The sequence below is a fragment of the Flavobacterium sp. W22_SRS_FK3 genome (assembly GCF_052113665.1).
Taxonomy (GTDB): Bacteria; Bacteroidota; Bacteroidia; order Flavobacteriales; family Flavobacteriaceae; genus Flavobacterium.
The window spans coordinates 53,963-71,903 of sequence record NZ_JBGQOF010000001.1; the positions used below are offsets into that span (position 1 = coordinate 53,963).

At 33.3% G+C, this 17,941-nt stretch carries 18 protein-coding genes; 8 read left to right on the plus strand and 10 right to left on the minus strand.

Annotated elements, in window-relative coordinates; translation table 11 throughout:
* Nucleotides 1-25 precede the first annotated feature (25 nt).
* From ACEN2I_RS00285 to ACEN2I_RS00295, 3 genes are all read left to right on the plus strand, one after another.
* The gene (locus ACEN2I_RS00285) at nt 26-253 is read left to right on the plus strand and encodes a hypothetical protein (protein ID WP_160376333.1); all 228 of its coding nucleotides are present in this window, start codon (nt 26-28) and stop codon (nt 251-253) included.
* 30 nt (nt 254-283) lie between these two features.
* The gene (locus ACEN2I_RS00290; protein WP_441764121.1) at nt 284-2,224 is read left to right on the plus strand and encodes an LTA synthase family protein; all 1,941 of its coding nucleotides are present in this window, start codon (nt 284-286) and stop codon (nt 2,222-2,224) included.
* A 140-nt stretch (nt 2,225-2,364) separates the two neighbouring features.
* Nucleotides 2,365-2,595, plus strand: a complete 231-nt coding sequence (locus ACEN2I_RS00295; protein WP_441764122.1) for a hypothetical protein — start codon at nt 2,365-2,367, stop codon at nt 2,593-2,595.
* A 20-nt stretch (nt 2,596-2,615) separates the two neighbouring features.
* On the opposite strand, the gene meaB is transcribed toward ACEN2I_RS00295, so the two are convergent.
* From meaB to ACEN2I_RS00320, 5 genes are all read right to left on the minus strand, one after another.
* Nucleotides 2,616-3,704, minus strand: coding sequence for a methylmalonyl Co-A mutase-associated GTPase MeaB (gene meaB / locus ACEN2I_RS00300; protein ID WP_441764123.1), 1,089 nt, complete (start codon nt 3,702-3,704; stop codon nt 2,616-2,618).
* Between the two features lie 132 nt (nt 3,705-3,836).
* Nucleotides 3,837-4,478 carry an NAD(P)-dependent oxidoreductase gene (locus ACEN2I_RS00305; RefSeq protein ID WP_441764124.1) on the minus strand — a complete coding sequence of 214 codons (642 nt, stop codon included), beginning with the start codon at nt 4,476-4,478 and terminating at the stop codon, nt 3,837-3,839.
* A 57-nt stretch (nt 4,479-4,535) separates the two neighbouring features.
* Nucleotides 4,536-4,976 carry an RrF2 family transcriptional regulator gene (locus ACEN2I_RS00310; RefSeq protein WP_441764125.1) on the minus strand — a complete coding sequence of 147 codons (441 nt, stop codon included), beginning with the start codon at nt 4,974-4,976 and terminating at the stop codon, nt 4,536-4,538.
* Between the two features lie 107 nt (nt 4,977-5,083).
* The gene (locus ACEN2I_RS00315) at nt 5,084-5,557 is read right to left on the minus strand and encodes a DoxX family protein (protein ID WP_441764126.1); all 474 of its coding nucleotides are present in this window, start codon (nt 5,555-5,557) and stop codon (nt 5,084-5,086) included.
* A 61-nt stretch (nt 5,558-5,618) separates the two neighbouring features.
* Nucleotides 5,619-6,185 (minus strand): Crp/Fnr family transcriptional regulator, encoded by a 567-nt coding sequence (locus ACEN2I_RS00320; protein WP_441764127.1) that lies wholly within the window; start codon nt 6,183-6,185, stop codon nt 5,619-5,621.
* Between the two features lie 105 nt (nt 6,186-6,290).
* On the opposite strand from ACEN2I_RS00320, the gene ACEN2I_RS00325 reads away from it, so the two are divergent.
* Together ACEN2I_RS00325 and ACEN2I_RS00330 are read left to right on the plus strand one after the other, a co-directional pair.
* Entirely contained in the window at nt 6,291-7,202 is a 912-nt protein-coding gene (locus ACEN2I_RS00325; protein ID WP_441764128.1) for an AEC family transporter, read from the plus strand.
* A 109-nt stretch (nt 7,203-7,311) separates the two neighbouring features.
* Nucleotides 7,312-7,950, plus strand: a complete 639-nt coding sequence (locus ACEN2I_RS00330) for a peroxiredoxin (protein ID WP_441764129.1) — start codon at nt 7,312-7,314, stop codon at nt 7,948-7,950.
* Between the two features lie 82 nt (nt 7,951-8,032).
* Here ACEN2I_RS00330 and ACEN2I_RS00335 read toward each other — a convergent pair whose 3' ends face one another.
* The 4 genes from ACEN2I_RS00335 to ACEN2I_RS00350 form a co-directional block, all read right to left on the minus strand.
* Nucleotides 8,033-10,270, minus strand: coding sequence for a cation:proton antiporter domain-containing protein (locus ACEN2I_RS00335; protein ID WP_441764430.1), 2,238 nt, complete (start codon nt 10,268-10,270; stop codon nt 8,033-8,035).
* A 232-nt stretch (nt 10,271-10,502) separates the two neighbouring features.
* Nucleotides 10,503-11,849 (minus strand): adenylosuccinate lyase, encoded by a 1,347-nt coding sequence (purB, locus tag ACEN2I_RS00340; protein ID WP_441764130.1) that lies wholly within the window; start codon nt 11,847-11,849, stop codon nt 10,503-10,505.
* A 210-nt stretch (nt 11,850-12,059) separates the two neighbouring features.
* Nucleotides 12,060-12,758, minus strand: coding sequence for an SIR2 family NAD-dependent protein deacylase (locus ACEN2I_RS00345; protein ID WP_441764131.1), 699 nt, complete (start codon nt 12,756-12,758; stop codon nt 12,060-12,062).
* A 103-nt stretch (nt 12,759-12,861) separates the two neighbouring features.
* Nucleotides 12,862-14,172: a BNR repeat-containing protein gene (locus ACEN2I_RS00350; RefSeq protein ID WP_441764132.1), complete on the minus strand. Its 1,311-nt coding sequence runs from the start codon at nt 14,170-14,172 to the stop codon at nt 12,862-12,864.
* Nucleotides 14,173-14,373: 201 nt separating this feature from the next.
* On the opposite strand from ACEN2I_RS00350, the gene ACEN2I_RS00355 reads away from it, so the two are divergent.
* From ACEN2I_RS00355 to ACEN2I_RS00365, 3 genes are all read left to right on the plus strand, one after another.
* Entirely contained in the window at nt 14,374-15,009 is a 636-nt protein-coding gene (locus ACEN2I_RS00355) for a hypothetical protein (RefSeq protein ID WP_441764133.1), read from the plus strand.
* Between the two features lie 3 nt (nt 15,010-15,012).
* Complete coding sequence (locus tag ACEN2I_RS00360) at nt 15,013-15,456, plus strand: hypothetical protein (RefSeq protein ID WP_441764134.1); 444 nt, start codon at nt 15,013-15,015, stop codon at nt 15,454-15,456.
* A gap of 89 nt (nt 15,457-15,545) precedes the next feature.
* Nucleotides 15,546-16,211 (plus strand): TrmH family RNA methyltransferase, encoded by a 666-nt coding sequence (locus tag ACEN2I_RS00365; protein ID WP_441764135.1) that lies wholly within the window; start codon nt 15,546-15,548, stop codon nt 16,209-16,211.
* A 75-nt stretch (nt 16,212-16,286) separates the two neighbouring features.
* Here ACEN2I_RS00365 and ACEN2I_RS00370 read toward each other — a convergent pair whose 3' ends face one another.
* A complete protein-coding gene (locus ACEN2I_RS00370; protein WP_441764136.1) occupies nt 16,287-17,882 on the minus strand; it encodes a PepSY domain-containing protein in 1,596 nt (531 codons plus the stop codon).
* Nucleotides 17,883-17,941: the final 59 nt, after the last annotated feature.

Sequence of the window (17,941 nt, forward strand, 5' to 3'; positions counted from 1 at the left end):
TATAAAATTTAAAATAAATTAAAACATGGAATTACCTAAATTTTTACTCGGAGATAATACTGATTTTCCAGATGATATTTTTATCATTCACCTTGATTACCCTAGATTTATTATTAATTTGAAAGATGATGAGGTTGAATTTATGGAAGAAGCTGAAGATCTTGATGAAGCCGAACTGAATGCTGAAATGGAGGGATTGATTGTAAAAGCAAATGAGTTCTACGACAGGGAAATTGGCCGTTACGAAGAGTAATTAAAAATAATACCGTAATTAAATTTTTAAATGAAAAAATTAAGTTTTTTAAAACCCATTTTTAATTTCATAGCAATCGGATTGCTAATTACTACTTTAAGCAGAATCTTTCTTTTTTTTATTTTTAAAGACAGAGTGGTCGAAACACCGGATTTCTGGTATATTTTTCCAATTGGTCTTCGAATGGATTTGATATTATTATGTTATTTGTCTTTTCTACCGGCTGTTTTAATTACTTTTCTACCAAATAAATGGTTGAAGTTTACCAATTCATTTCTGGTAATTTATAGTTTTTTATTCTTGTTTCTGATTCTTTTTGTAGAATTGGCTTCACCGGATTTTGTAAAACAATATGACACACGTCCGAACAGGATTTTCCTTGATTATCTTATTTATCCAAAAGAAGTTGTGGGAATGCTTTTAAAAAGTTATCTGACTTCAATTATTGTTACCTTCCTAATTTTGGGTGTGGTAATCTATTTTGCTTTCAAAAAAGGAAAAAAACTCTTTTATACAGCTGCCACTGGATACAAATTCAAGTTAATGGTTTTTCCATTAATGGCTTTTTTATTGTTTTTTGGAGCACGTTCAAGTCTTACTTCAAAACGGCCCATTAATGCCAGTAATGCTGTTTTTTCAACCGATCAATTGACAAACTGTCTTGGATTGAATTCATTTTATACCGTTGCCTTTGCAGCTTATTCTATTAAAAACGAAGGAAACACCAAGATGTACGGCAAGATGGAGGAAGCCGAAGCCATTGCCCGTGTAAAAAAATACATGATTGCAGGTCCGAATGATTTTACCGATGCTGATATTCCGTTTCTGCATGTACAGCAGCCTGATTCTGTTACGAAGAAGCCATACAATTTGGTAATTTTTCTTCAGGAAAGTTTAGGAGCCGAATATGTTGGGATTCTGGGAGGAAAACCATTAACTCCGGAGTTTGATAAATTGTCGAAAGAAGGTTTATTGTTCACGAATTTGTATTGCACAGGAACACGAAGCGTTCGCGGAATTGAAGCAGTTGTAACCGGATTTTTGCCTTCGCCGTCTGAAAGTGTTGTCAAACTTGGAAATTCGCAGCAAGGATTTTTTACGCTTGCCGATGCTTTAAAACAAAAAGGATATGACACCAGTTTTATCTACGGTGGAATGGCCAATTTTGACAATATGGCTTCGTTTTTCAACGGAAACGGTTTTCAGGATATTGTAGATCAGCAAGATTTTGATGCTGATGGAAACAAATATGTTTTCAAAGGAACCTGGGGATATTCTGATGAAGATTTGGTTACAAAGGCAAATAATTATTTTAAGGCAAAAGGAGATAAACCATTTTTCTCTTTGATGTTTTCGACTTCGAATCATGAACCTTTTGAGTATCCTGTCGGAAGAATTAAACAGTTTGATAAAAAAGCGGCTACAGTAAATAATGCCATGAAATATGCTGATTTTTCGATTGGAAAATTCTTTGAAATGGCTAAAAAAGAAGCTTATTTTAAAAACACTATTTTCATTGTAATTGCTGATCATAACACGAGAACATACGGAAAGAATTTAGTACCCATAAACAAGTTCCATATTCCGGCTTTAATATTGGGGCCTGGAGTCCCTAAAGGAGTTTCGTATGAAAAACTAGCGAGCCAAATTGATATTCCGCCAACATTATTGAGTTATTTGGGACTTTCTTTTGAAACACCAATGGTGGGAAGAAATCTTAATCAATTAGATGCGAAAACTCAGGGAAGATCCATCATGCAATTTAATGATATCAATGCGTTCAGAGTCGAAAATCAGGTTGTGATTATGCAGCCAAATTTGAAACCGCTTCAATTTGAAATCAAAAATGATACGACTTTAGTTCCTGTTACCTTAAATGAGGAATTAGCAAAAGACGCTTTAGCGCATGTTATTACTGCTGGAAATTTATACAAAGAGAAAAAATACAAGTTGAGGGATTTGAAAAAATAATTTCAGATTATATTCAAAATAAAAAGCTGCTAAGATGTTATTCAATTCTTAGCAGCTTTTTGTTTTAATTAAAAATCAAAAAGAAGGTAACAAAAAAGCAGTTTAATTGATGTACTATAAATCATAAAAACTACATCGATATGAAAAATCTTAAAAAAGCAGTTTTTACTGTAGCAGTAGTATTGTGCAGCTTAACAAATGTAAAAGCTCAGGACAGTAAAAGTGCAAAAGAAAAAACAGTTAAATCCAATTCTGAATCAGAGTTGAAAACTACATTAGAAAAGCAGGTTAGAGTAGTAGTCTCAATAGATAAAAGACGTCTGAAAACAAAACACGATACTGCTAAAAATTCAGTAAGCAATATTCGTTAAATTCTTTTTTATTAGAAAAGTTATTTTTTAAAATATTTTTCTAATAATAACTGAGCGGCTGCAAAAGGTGATATTTCATTATTTTGCACCGCTTTTTTACTTTCTTCCAATTGCGAAATGATCTCTGGATTGTTATAAAAGTTAAGCTTGAGTTGTTCATTAATGGTTTCCATTATCCAAAATTGATTCTGTTCCTTTCTTTTTTTTTCAAAATATCCAGTATCATTGGTTAATTGAAAATACTCAGAAATCGTATTCCATATTTCTGAAATACCTTCTTTGGTTATAGCACTACAAGTTGTGACTTTTGGCTGCCAGGTTGATTTTTTGGAAGGAAATAAATGCAAAGCTCTATTGAATTCCATTTTAACCAAATTAGATTTTTTGATATTATCGCCATCTGCTTTGTTGACCACAATAGCATCTGCCATTTCCATAATACCACGTTTAATTCCCTGAAGTTCATCGCCTGCACCGGAAATTTGCAGTAATAAGAAAAAGTCAACCATACTGTGAACGGCTGTTTCACTTTGACCCACACCAACGGTTTCAATAATAATCGTATCAAAACCAGTAGCTTCACATAGAATAATTGATTCGCGTGTTTTTCTGGCTACACCGCCCAAAGAATCTCCAGAAGCACTTGGTCTGATAAAAGCATTTTCGTCTTTTACCAATTCTTCCATACGGGTCTTATCTCCTAAAATACTTCCGTGCGAAAGAGAACTGCTGGGATCCACTGCCAAAACCGCCACTTTTTTGCCTAATTGTGTCAGGAAAGTGCCAAAAGCTTCAATAAAAGTACTTTTGCCAACACCGGGAACGCCGGTAATCCCAATACGAATTGATTTATTTGCCAATGGTAAACATGCTTTAATAACTTCGTTTGCTTTTTTGGTATGCTCCGGCTTAGTGCTTTCAATTAAAGTAATAGCACGACTTAAAGCAGTTCTGTTTCCATCAAGAATTCCGGCAATTAATTCATCTGATGAAGGTTGCTTTTTTCTGCTTTTCTGAATTTGACTGATGGCAGCAGCATTGATAATTTCAGGAGTTGAAATTTCAGGTTTTTCATGTAAACTGCCTGATTGTTTATTTGGACTTGACAAAATACTTTTTTTGGTACTGTAAAAGTACTGAAAACAAAAACAGTTTCAAAAGTAGAAAATTGCCTTTGAAACTGTTTTTTGTGAAAACATCAATTATTATCTCACCTTTAAATTAGTGAAATTTTTGTTTGTTTAATAACCTGCAGTAAATCTAATCTGATGATGCTTCGGAGTTTCTATTTCGTCGGCAATAACAACTGCTAAATCTTCAACAGATAAAATGCTTCTTTGTTCGTCATTAAAAACAGGATTTTCCAAACCTAAACGGTATTTTCCTGTTCTTCCTGTTTTGGTTCCGGCATGCATTTCAAAAGCCGGACTAAAAAACGCCCAATCCAGTTCTTTCTCTTCTTTAATGATATTGAGATAGTCTCTTGCTGCATTTGCACCATCATAAATATCCTTTGGAAAATCAGGTGTGTCAATAGCTTGCAAACCAGGTGCAACAAATAAACTTCCGGCTCCGCCAATTGTAATGAAACGTTTTATACCAGATTGTTTTACTGCTTGCTGAATCGCTTTTGAACCCCTGATAGAATCATCATATATGTTTGGATTTGTCCATCCCGGATTAAAAGCATTGACTACAACATCATGGCCTTTTAAAGTTTCTGCCAAAGTATCAGCATCATAAACATCTGCAGCAATCCAGGTTGCATTTGCGGTATCTTTTGGAGTTCTTGCGATTGCTGTAATGTCATGTTTTCTGTCTGTCAATTCGTTTAAAATTGCTGAGCCAACAAAACCTGTTGCTCCAATAATTGCGATTTTCATAATATATAAATTTATTTAGTAATAAAAAATGTTACAGTTTTGGATAAAAAAATAGTTTCAAAACTGATTTGAAAAATCTTCTAATGTAATCGTATCTAATTGTATGCTTATTTTTTCGTTGAGATCATCATATAAAACACCCAAATTTTGATTTATTTTTTTTCCGACTGGACAATCCGGATGTGGCTCATTTTTTGCATATCCCAAATTAATTGTATCAAAAGTCATCTGAAATATTTCTTTTAAGGTAATATTTGCCGCATTTTTGACCAGTCTTGTTCCGCCGTTTTTGCCTTCTTTACTTTCTACAATATGATGTGCTTTTAAATTGGCAATTTCCTTTCTTACCAAAACCGGATTCAAATTAATACTTCCCGCAATAAACTCAGATGATAAATAATCATTCGGGAATTTAGTCAGCAAAGTAAGAATGTGAATCGTTATAGCAAATTTACCTGAAAGCATACTGTAATAAATTATATTACAAATATAAATCATTTTTTAGCACAAAAATTAATTTTAACTAAAAATTAATTTAGGACAGTAAAAGCTATAAAAATGAAATTAAAATAAAATGCATATCATTGATTTTAATGATTTGCATTTTACTGGTTGACTATTTTGATTTTTGATTGCTTTGTAGTCGAAAAATATACCCAGCCAATAAAAAGAAGCTGCATAGGTATTCTAATCCATAAATAGGATACGCCTTCGCCAGTATAGTCAGCAGTTCGCAAGTTAATGTTGTGGATTGCGGCATAAACATTAGCAGGAAACAATAAGATAAAAAATAAAATAAGCAATTTTCCGGTTAGGACTTTAGTATTGGGGAGCAGTAGCCCAATTGCTGCGATTAACTCTATAACGCCTGTAAAAATAACAATCATATTTGGGCACAGTAAAAAAGGAATCATCATTATCATTCCTTTGGTAAAAACAAAATGACCTACAGCTGTAAATACCAGCATGATTGCCATAGCAACTCTGCCTGAAAATCTAAGCTCAAGACGTTTGGTTAGAAGCCAAATAATAAGTAATGTAAGGGTAAATGCACCAAAGAGAACAATTAAGGTTTCCATATGTTTTTTAATTTATTATACAAAGTTGCATATTAATGAAACCTAAAACAATGAACCTAAGTTAATAAATGCGCTTTCGTATTCGGCTTAAAGCTTGTGGAGTAATCCCTATATAAGATGCAAGGTATTTTTGAGGTATTTTTTGAATTAATTGAGGCTGTTCTGTGAATAAATTACGATATCGTTGTTCTGCTGACTCGTTCAGTAGTGACAGTTCTCTCTTTGATTTTTTTAGAAATAATCCCTCGCTAGCTAACCTCCCAATTCTATTACCAATTTCGGTCACCGCATAAATTTCTTCGAGATCATTGTAAGAGATGCGCCAAAGTACTGTGTCTGCAAGAGCTTCAATAGTATAGTTTGCGGGGAATCTGGTAATAAATGAATCATAACCACTTACAAATTCGCCATCAAATCCAAAAGTAAATGTGAGGTCTTTGTTTTCTGAAGGGACATAAAATCTAACGACTCCTTTTTCTACAAAAGAAAGATAATTTTCAACATCACCGGTTTTGAGTATCGCATTTTTCTTTAAAAATTCCTGACGGATGAGCTTTGAGGAAAAGGTGTTCCAGTCTTCATCAGAAATTTTTGCCATTCGCTCAAAGTTGTCTCTTATTTGTTGCATTACTTTTAGAGTTATACATTAAAAGTAACAAAAAACTTAAAGGAGTGCTATAATTTGTTTGCCTGAACAGCTAATAAATCCCTACTTTTGTGTTCAGGGATTGATATGAACAACTTTATTTTAATATTCTTTTTTTTATTTTTAGGATTGCTTTTGCAAAGAGTAAAAGGATTTCCGTCTAATGCTTATAAGTTTTTAAACAAAATTGTCATTTATTTATGTCTTCCGGCAATTACTTTATATCATATTCCGAAAATAAAATGGAGCAACGAATTGTTATTCCCCATAGGTGCTGGATGGATTACTTTTATTCTGGCGTTTCTTTTTTTTCATTTTTTAGGAAAAAAATTAGGCTGGTCTAATAAACTGATTGGATGCTTGATTTTAACTGCCGGATTAAGTAATTCCTCATTTTTGGGTTATCCCATAATTGAAGCTTTATTTGGAAAAAAAGGTTTAGAAACGGCAGTTTTGGTTGATCAGCCGGGTACTTTTGTGGTGGTTTCAACTTTGGGTGTTTTTGTTGCTGCTTTTTATTCTCAGGGAAGCCCAAATACCTTTAGTATTATTAAAAAAATAATTGTATTTCCACCGTTTATAATGTTTGTTATAGCTTGCTTACTGAATGTTTATAATTATGAATTAGATTTGGAGATTCAATCTGTTTTGTTAAAAATCGGAAGTTTCGTAACGCCACTTGCCTTGTTTTCTGTTGGATTACAATTGAAGTTTGATAAAAAAAGCCAGCATTGGAAATTTTTACGGCTCGGACTTTTTTTTAAGCTTATTCTGGTTCCATTTGTAATTTTAGTTTTATATGTCTTTATTTTTAAACAGCATTCAGAACCTATAAAAATTACAATAATGGAGACTGCTATGGCACCCATGATTACAGGTGCAATTTTAGCTTCGACCTATGGTCTAAAACCAAAACTAAGCAGTATGATGATTGGTTTTGGAATTCCAATTTCGTTTATTACCCTCAGCTTTTGGTATCTTATTCTAAACTTTATTTAGGCAATTAAGTAATTATATAGAGAAAGTAGAAATTAACTTTTTTTTAGATTTTGTAATGTTTTCTCAAGCCTTTTTTTAGTTAATTTTAATGAAACTAAAAAATACAATTATGTCAACATTACGATTAGGCGATATAGCTCCGGATTTTTATGCAGAAACCACCCAAGGTCCAATTCATTTTCATGAATGGTTAGGTGATTCATGGGGTGTTTTATTCTCGCATCCTTCAGATTTTACACCAGTTTGTACAACCGAATTGGGAACAGTAGCAAATTATCTTCCTGAATTTACTAAACGAAACACAAAAGTTATTGCTTTAAGTGTAGATGGTTTGGATTCGCATTTGGAGTGGATTAAAGATATTAATGAAACTCAAAATACAACTGTCAATTTTCCAATTATCGCAGACGAAGATAAAAAGATTGCAACTTTATACGATATGCTGCATCCAAATGCAAGTGATAAATTTACTGTACGCTCTGTTTTTATTATTGGTGCCGATAAAAAAATTAAACTAACACTAACCTATCCTGCTTCCACAGGAAGAAATTTTGACGAATTGCTTCGCGTTATTGATAGTTTGCAATTAACAGCAAATTATAGTGTAGCTACTCCTGCCAACTGGAAAGATGGAGGAGATGTAGTAATTTCGCCGACTGTTCCGGATAGCGATATTCCTGCAAAATTCCCTAAAGGACATACGCCAATAAAACCATATCTGCGTATGACACCACAGCCTAACAAATAAGATTAAAATAAAGGTTCTGAGTTTCTAAAATTTATAAGAGGTTAAACTAATAGTTTAGAAAATCAGGACCTTAGTACTTTTATCAGCCTTTTTTCATTAACTGACTCATTCGTTTTTTATCGCCTACAACCCATATAATATCATTTTTTTCTAATATTATATTCGATTCGGGGTTTAAAATACGATTACCGTTTCTTTCAATTCCCACAACCATCCCGTTGGTTTTGGTTCTAAATTGTCCAATGCTTTTTTGCATAAACTGTTCATCAAAAACTTCTAATTGACGCAAAACAATTTGAGATTCTTCTACAATTTTGGCATCATCAGTTTCATTCTGATTCAGGTATTTCGTAAATTCAGTAACCTGGGCATCTGTGCCAATTATGCAGATTTCATCACCAGGGAAAAGTCTTTCGTTTTTAGTAGGAATCGGAATGGTAACATCGCCTCGTTTTATGTACGCAATATTAATTCCCATTTGTTCACGGATACGTAATTCTTCTAATGTTTTCCCAGCTAAATTTGATTCTCTTCCAATATCGAAAAAAGACATGTGACCATCCCAGGGCATTAAATTGGCATAACGCCTGTCTATTTTTTTATTTTCACGATCGTTTAAATTCTTTAAAAAATGATTTTCAATTTTATGATATTGTTCGTTTAGCCTTTTAGGAAATATTTGATAAGCTGCAATAGCGATAATCAAGGCCACAAAAGCAACTATAGGAGAAAAGAAAATATTCAATAAAAAACCAACAAAAAATAATCCAATGCTCATCCTGATCAAAATCAGCATTAAAAGGGCACCTCTGTATTTGCGTTCTGCCCATAACAGTTCTACTTCTTCATCAGCAACACGTCTAAGAGAAAGCGCCCATAAAAAAGGTGCTATTGTGATTAAAGTTATTAATGCTGCTAATGTGTTTCCAAATCTGGTATCAGCAACCAAAGGAGCTACAAATCTCGCCGATAATAAAATTACAGCAGCAATAATAATAGTATGTAAAACAATTTGTATAATATAGGCATTAACAACTTTTTGCCAAATACTAACCGATTTGATTGCTTGTGCGTTTACACTGTAACGGTTGATGTTTTTAACCCATTTCCTCGGTAATTTGCTTTCCAGAAAATCAGAAAAAGGAACTGCATATTTTACCATAAACGGCGTCGTAAATGTTGTTACGGCAGAAACAGCAACTACTACCGGATATAAAAATGAACTTGTGACATTCAGCGTCATTCCCAATGTAGCAATGATGAACGAAAACTCACCAATTTGTGACAAACTCATACCGGTCTGAACGGATTGTTTTAAAGGCTGCCCGGATATCAGCGCTCCAATAGTCGAACTTACAGATTGCCCAATAATAGTGACCAATGTTAAAATAGCAACAGGAAGAGCATGTGTATAAAGCATTTCAGGATCAATTAACATCCCTACAGATACAAAGAATATAGCGCCAAATAAATCTTTTACAGGTTTTATTAAATGTTCTATATGTTCAGCCTGAGTAGTTTCAGCAATAATAGATCCCATAATAAAAGCTCCCAAAGCGGGAGAAAAGCCAACATTTGCCGCAAAACTTACCATAGTCAGACATAGAGCAAGCGAAATAATAAGCAACATTTCATCTGTTAATAAATGCTTGGCTTTTTTAAGAAGTGTTGGGATAAAAAAGATTCCGCCAACAAACCAGACAGTCAAAAAGAAAATCAATTTTAATACTGACATTAGCAATTCACTTCCCGAAAATTGCTGGCTCACAGCTATAGTAGAAAGCAAGACCATCATCAAAATGGCGACAATATCCTGAACAATAAGAGAACCAATAACGATTCCGGCAAATTTTTGCGCTTTGACACCCAGTTCTTCAAAGGTTCTTAAAATGATAGTCGTAGAAGAAATAGACAAAATAACGCCTAAAAAGATACTATCCATTTTAGACCAGCCCATCCATTGTCCGGCGAGATAACCAACAGCAACCATAAAAATGATTTGTGTAATTGCTGTTATAGAAGCAGTTCCTCCAACTTTCATTAATTTCTTAAAACTAAATTCGAGCCCTAAGCTAAAAAGCAGAATAATTACACCAATTTCGGCCCATACTTCAACGCTTTTTAAGTCTGAAACTGAAGGAAAGAAATCAAAATGATTTCCTGCTAAAAAACCGGCAATTAAATACCCTAAAACCAAGGGCTGTTTCATTCTTTTAAAAAGTAATACGGCAATTCCGGCAGTCATAAGTATTAACCCTAAATCACTGATTAAAGGTTTTAAATGGTGTGTGGTTTCGGTAACGGCGTTTAAGGCAATCATAAATATTTTTTGTTGAGGAGCTATTCCGGCTTTCCATTTCAAGCTTTTATAAAAAAAAACATATTTTTAAAACAGTTTCAGGAGCTTCCTCTGGTCGCTCTGTCCCTGCAAAAAAATATAGTTTTTTTTACAAAAGGCTTTCCATTTCAATCCGGGCTAATTCCAATAGGATTCAATAAAAAAAGCTATCGATAAAGATAGCTTTTTTTTGGTAAAATATTTTGCGTTTTCTTTAGATTCCAACGAAATTTGCAGGAGTTATTGCCAATAATTCTGCTCTAACGGCATCAGAAACTTCTAAAGTCGCAATAAAACTGTGAATTGCATTTTTATCAATAGCCTCATTAGTTCTGGTTAAACCTTTCAAAGCCTCATACGGATTTGGATATGCTTCACGACGTAAAATCGTCTGAATAGCTTCAGCCACCACTGCCCAGTTTTTCTCTAAATCTTCCGCAAATTTGGCTTCGTTTAAAAGTAGTTTGTTTAAACCTTTCAGTGAAGCTTCAAAAGCAATAATAGTATGTCCCATCGGAACTCCAATATTACGTAAAACCGTACTGTCTGTTAAATCACGCTGTAATCTTGATATTGGTAATTTAGCCGATAGGTGCTCAAAAATAGCATTTGCAATTCCTAAATTTCCTTCAGAGTTTTCAAAATCAATAGGGTTAACTTTATGTGGCATTGCCGATGATCCAATTTCTCCGGCTTTGATTTTTTGTTTAAAATAATCCATCGAAACGTATGTCCAGATATCGCGGTCTAAATCGATGATGATATTGTTTATTCTTTTTAAAGCATCAAAAAAAGCAGCAAAATGATCGTAATGTTCTATTTGAGTAGTCGGGAAAGAATGGTGTAAACCAAGAATATTTTCTACAAAATTACCGCCAAATTTTTCCCAGTCTGTTTGTGGATACGCTACATGATGTGCATTGTAATTTCCGGTTGCACCACCGAACTTTGCAGCAAACGGAATGTTAAACAACAAACGCATTTGCTCTTCCAGACGCTCAACAAAAACCAATATTTCCTTACCCAAACGAGTAGGAGAGGCGGGCTGCCCGTGTGTGCGTGCCAGCATTGGAATGTCCTTCCATTCAGTGCTTAATTCTTTTAATTTCGCAATCAAAGAAATTAAAGAAGGCATGTAAACCTTTTCAAAAGCTTCTTTTGTAGAAAGTGGAATCGCAGTATTGTTAATATCCTGAGATGTTAATCCGAAGTGAATGAATTCTTTATACTGAGATAAACCTAGTTTTTCAAAAGCATCTTTAATGAAATATTCAACCGCTTTTACGTCATGGTTGGTCACTTTTTCTGTTTCTTTGATCCATAGTGCATCTTCGGTAGAGAAATTTTTATAGATATTGCGTAAACTGTCAAATAAATTTGAATTTACGTCTTTTAGCTGTGGTAATGGGATTTCGCATAAAGCAATAAAGTATTCTACCTCAACTAATACACGATATTTTATCAAAGCCTCTTCAGAGAAAAAAGGTGCTAAATTTTGGGTTTTACTTCTATATCTTCCGTCAATTGGCGATATAGCATTCAATTCGTTTAGAGTAGTCATTGTTGTGTTGTTTTTTCGAAAGGTGCAAATATAAGGTATTGTTAAAACTTCTGAAAATTACTGAAGCGTTATTATCCCTGAACTTTGAAATTAAATAACGATTTTTAAAATTTTGTTCCAAATCGTAAAGTAAAAAACAAATTAGGAAATACATTTTTAGAATAATGAAAAAAGTATCAGAAGACAATACTTGTGATCAGTTTTGGAATATCATATTTTTGCTATTTCGAATAGTTTTTCTCTTAAAATAGCAACTCCTTCAGAAGCGGGTTTGGCGATGACTTCAACCTTATTTCGAATATTCGGAATTGAAATTGGCTTTGGATCAATATAAAAAACCGGAGTAATGCTATACGTATAGGATATTAAACCGGCTGCAGGATAGACTTGTAATGAGGAGCCAATTACGGCAAAATAATCTGCTGTTTCCGTAATTGCAATCGCTTCCTCAAGAGCCGGAACATCTTCACCAAACCAAACAATATGGGGGCGTAATTGATGCCCGTTTTCATCAAAATCTCCTGTAAACAAATCTTCAGGCCAGTCTAAAATATGATTTCTGTTTAGTGTACTTCTTACTTTTAATAATTCACCATGTAAATGCAGGACTTTTGTACTACCGGCGCGTTCGTGTAAATCATCGACATTCTGGGTAATAATATGAATATCGAAATCTTTTTCTAATTCGGCTAAAATGATGTGTCCTAAATTGGGTTCTACTTCTTTAAGCTGCTTGCGTCTTTTGTTGTAAAAGTCAAGTACTAATTCCTGATTTTTACGCCATCCTTCAGGTGTAGCAACTTCCATAACATCATGGCCTTCCCACAAACCATCGCTGTCACGAAAGGTTTTGATACCGCTTTCGGCACTGATTCCGGCTCCGGTTAAAACCACTAATTTCTTTTTCATTTTCTAGTATTGGAATTATTTTTCGCAAATTAAACTACAAGACGAATTTATGTCAATTTGTTTAAGTTTGCTAAGTCATATCGGTTAATTTTCAGGTTATTTGTTATTTTGGTAATTGATTTACTTCTAATATTCGTACCATTGAAGGATCAGATTTAGCCAAACCTTCACCATCAACCTGATTCACATTTTGAAGAAAAACATGAAGCTTTTTTTGCTTCTCCCAAAGTGAAATATCATAATTCGGCTCCCATTCTCCTATTGATTCTTTGGTCAGATTCAGTACTTTCCAGGGAGCGTTTTTACTTAAATTCGTATAAGCCAGTGATACTTTATTTTCTTTTTCCTTATCTCTGAAAAGAAGATATAAATAGCGATTGTTTCCTTCTGCCTTAATCAATAAATCAGGTCTTGAAATTGGAATCTTTTTTGTGCCCCCGCCTCCTAAATAAAAAGGGGTAAGTCGAAAATTAGAGTTTGTCTTTTTCCATATTCCATTTTCTAAATAGACAATCTGAAATTGTGGAATTTCATTTTCGCTCCAATAACTGGCAATGTAGGGATTGCCGTTGTCATCTGTTGCCATCGAGGTTTGATTGATTAAACTCGATTTTTGCGGTATCTTCCAGGCATATTCTGCCGAAGCTGCTGTTATAGGCAGGCTGTATTTTTCGCCGTTAGATTTTTCCCAACTGACACCGCCATCTTTAGAACGAGCATAACATAAATCGTGGTTGGTTGATACATCCCAGCTTTCTCTCCATACCCATGAAAGATGAATTACGCCTTTTTTGTCAACTTTGGCTTGCCAGTAGGCGCTTCTTTTGTCTTCACCATTTAATAAATTACTTTGGAGTTGCGACCATTTCCTGTCTTTTAAAGAATAGGAATTAATAATCATATTTCCTCTTCCGGAAGAACCTGAACGATAGAAAAACAATAAATTTCCGTTAGGGAGATTATAAAATTCAGGATAGGTTAGTTTTTGTTCGGCAATCCCGGTCATTGATTCTTCATTTCCTAAATCTAAACTTAACGGTAATTTGCTTTTTGCATATCTAAGTTTGGTGTCGTGATGGTCCCAGCTTATGTGTAAATATCCGTCACCATCTACTGCAATGCTAATACTGTTATGGGCATCCTTTACATTTCCGGTGTAAGGTGTTTTTACTATTTCCCAATTGTTGGTTTTTAATTTTCTTTTGCCCAAAACTACTGACCCATCGGCATCATAATAGGCTGTAAACTGAAAGTTTTTGAAAGTAGTTAAAGCATTTTTCCTAAACTTAACCGTATTAATAGAATTATTGCTCCAGCCAGGCCCAACAGGAATTTCTTTTACAGATTTTGTTGCACAGGCAAAAAGAGTCAGGCATAAAGCACAAAAAAAGCTTTTATAAAAATGCTTGTTCATTAAGGTTGTTTTATGAGGTAGTTAGTAATTAGTAAAAATAACCGATTTTAATAGTATTACTAATTGAACCATACCAGTTTTTAGTTTCATAAGAGTTCGTTGAGATTTATTTTGGGTAAAATTATTTATTAAACCTGTCCATACATATTAATAAAAATTTGAAGTAAATACTTATTTTAGCCGATATTAAATCACCTTAAATTGATAGAAGAATTACAAGTAAAAATTAAAAGAAGCTTTTTAGATAATTATGAGAGAGATTTACATCTTCATCCTGATTTTATTAAATTTGATGATAAAGATTTAATTAACAATGGTTTTACATCTTTTAAAACAAGTGAAATAAAAGAGTTTCGTTATGGCGTAACCTTATATCAATATGATATTGTATTCGGACGCGAATTTCAACTTTATATTAGAAATTTCGATAATCAAATATTGAAAATTAATTTTAAAAGTTATTTCGGAATAAAAAAGAATGAATATCATGAACTCTACGCTAAAATAATTAACACTCTTTGGAATTTATATTTTAAACAAAAAGTTCTTGTGTTTCTTAAAGATTTTGAAGAAGGAAAATCTTTTGATATTGGAGATGTGAATGTTAATTCTGAAGGTGTAGTTATTTCAATTTCTAAACTTTTAAAGCAAGAGGAGAAATTAGTCATCTGGAATGATGTTGGAATTAGAAAATATGCTACATACATTTCCATTTATTCGTTGGAAAATTCTTTAGATTTTAATCGGGGTTATTCCTATAAAGAGGATTGGAATACTTTTGTGTTATACGAAGTGATTAAAAATGTAATCAATATGAAAAATAGTCAAATAAAATAAGAAATGAAGACAATATGCTTTTTGTTAATAGTTTGTAATTTTTCTTTTGGCCAGTTGAAAGTCAATTATTATAAAGTTCAGAATAAATTTGGAGAAACAATTACAGATAAAACTTTTTTTCAAAAGAAATTAATCAGTGATTCAGAAACTGCATTTTTTTCATTTTCAAAAAAAGATTCGTTATTATTAGATGCTCATTTTGTTAAAAGTGAAGGATATTTTGATGTCCAATTTGAAGAATTGAAAAACGAATTTATTGGAAATTTTGAGCCAACTAAAATAAAAAATTGGGAGAACCTTGTAGGTTATTATGATGAAAAGAAAAATATAATGATAATAAAAACTTTTGCTGATTATACACGTAAGAAACTAACTGAAATTGCATTTTTTACGAGTAACGAATCGATAAAAGGTTTTTTGCCTTTATTTTATGAAAACTTTCACTGATTTATGGTTTTAAGTTGATTTCTAAAACTTCAAAAAGCATAATCTTCTTACCTGATTTTTTTATTATTTTTGCGCCAAACAAAACCAAAATGATTGATTTAGATTACCTCGCTTTTCTCGAAAATATATTAACAGACAACCGCAAAGAAAGATTTCTGAATGTTCTGGGAAATCGTACCAAACATTTTACAATTGCCGTTGAAGATGTTTTTCAGATGCATAACACGAGTGCCGTGATGAGAAGCTGTGAGGTTTTTGGAATTCAGGAGCTGAATGTAATCGAACAGCGTTACGGAAAAAAGATAGATAAAGAAATCGCAATGGGCGCTCAAAAATGGGTGGACATCAATCAATTTGATTCGGTTGCCAATTGTATTTCGACTTTAAAAAATAAAGGCTATCAAATTATTGCGACGACACCTCATGAAAATGATTGTTTGCTGGAAGATTTTGATATTTCTAAACCAAGTGCCTTATTTTTTGGAACAGAAAGAGACGGTTTGTCAGAAGAAATCTTGGAAAAAGCAGATGGTTTTCTGAAGATTCCGATGGTTGGTTTTACCGAAAGTTTGAATATTTCGGTTTCAGCAGCCATAATCATTCAGAACTTAACCAACAGATTAAGGAATTCGGACATCAATTGGCAGTTATCTGAGCAAGAAATTTTAGAAAAACGTTTGTCTTGGGCCAGAAATTCGATTAAAGATATTAAAAGGATTGAAGCTCGTTACTATGAAGAGAATATTAAACAATAAGATTATCAAATAGAGTGGAGGTGAAACTCTTGTAAGTTTAAAAGAATCCTGACTCCACTCGATTTGACAATATTATTATTTTTTCAAAAACAAAATAAACCCAAGAATACTAACAATCAAAATGGTCAATGCGGCCAAAACCATTGTCAGGTCCCGAATATTTTTTCCTGCCCAATCCATAAATAAAAATTTGTGGAGAATAGCAAACGAATAACCTTCAGCCATATCGGAGCTTTTTATTTTAGCTGCCAATCTGGAAGTCGCAGTTTCTATGAAATAAGTAGTTTTTTCTGGCGTGTCATAAGCTAATTTTACAACAGGCAATCTTTTATTTACGAAGCCATATTCCCTGCTTTCAAAATCGGTTATGACTTTTGATTCTAACAGTTTTGCATTTTCTAAGGAAGGTTCCGGTTCTTCAGAAGTTTCGACCATTTCGCAGCAGGCAGCTTTGGGTGCTCCGTCTGTAAAATAATATGCCAGGAATTCGGCATACTGAAGATCGATGTTTGGAACAACTTTATTTGTTGTTGCATTGATGTAAACCACTTCTGATTTTTTATCGTCTTTTTTATTCCATTTTGAAGTAGAATCTACTTTCGAAGTTTTGAACTTTTCTTTTTTAAGCAATTGACAACGGAAATAAATAGTGTCATTTAAAGTAATAAGACTGATGTTTTGAAAACGACTCCAGTTTAAATTCAAAGTAGTATTGGTCAAAGGAATTTCTTTGGTTTCAAAAGTAGGTTCATAAACCATTTGCGATAAAGTGTAAGGTGACCATTTTATAGTGGCATGATACCCACCGCTAAAAGCAAATGTCAAAGTGAAAAACGAAACCCAGATTCCAATTTGACGGTGGTATTTTCGAAGTCCTTTTTTAGGAGCTAAACTATCTGTTTTTTGGAATTGTTTCCATAGTAAACCATAAATTAAGATGCCGCTCAGGGCAGAAAATCCAATAGTGGATAACAGGAAAATCATAGTAATGATTCGGATACTATTGTTTGAAATAGCATCGATAAAAGACCAATTATGGAAAGTATCGAAAAACCAAATAAACCATTGTCTTGAAGTTGGATTATAAGTTGCGAGTTTACCGGATGAGGTTTCTACATAAACTTCCATTGTGTCAGGACGGTCAAAACTCAGTTTATAAACCGGCAAATAACGGTTTACATATTTATATTGCGAAGTGAATTCGGTAACAACTTCGCTTTTTGTTACGGCACTTTTTTGATCATCCAAAAAATATCTGGACAGCCATTCGGCATATTTTTGATCTCCGTTGTCAAGTTTCTCAGCTGTTGACGTATCAAAATACCATAACTCGCCAATTATTGTTTTAAGCTGATAATAGGTTTTATTGTTGAAGGTAACGATTCTGAAATTTTTGAAATGCGTTAGCTCATTTTTCTGTAAAACTTCCTGAATCGAAAAATGCAATTGCTTTTTATTAATAGTTTGCTGTTCCAGTTTTTCATGGGCAATTTCTGGCTTAAAAAAATGCGCCATAAACGGATGCATTAATCCTGATAATGTCCAAAAGATTACCGGAATAATGGTGATTAAACCAATAGCACGATGCCATTTGTACATGTGCTGCTTGATTTTCTTTACGATTTTAGAATCTTTCTTTTTAGATTTTTTGGCTGTTATTTCTTTGCTCATTGTTCCGTTTTTTAGCCCCGATCGAAGCGATATCCTTTTGTGGCGGGGTTCGCCACAAA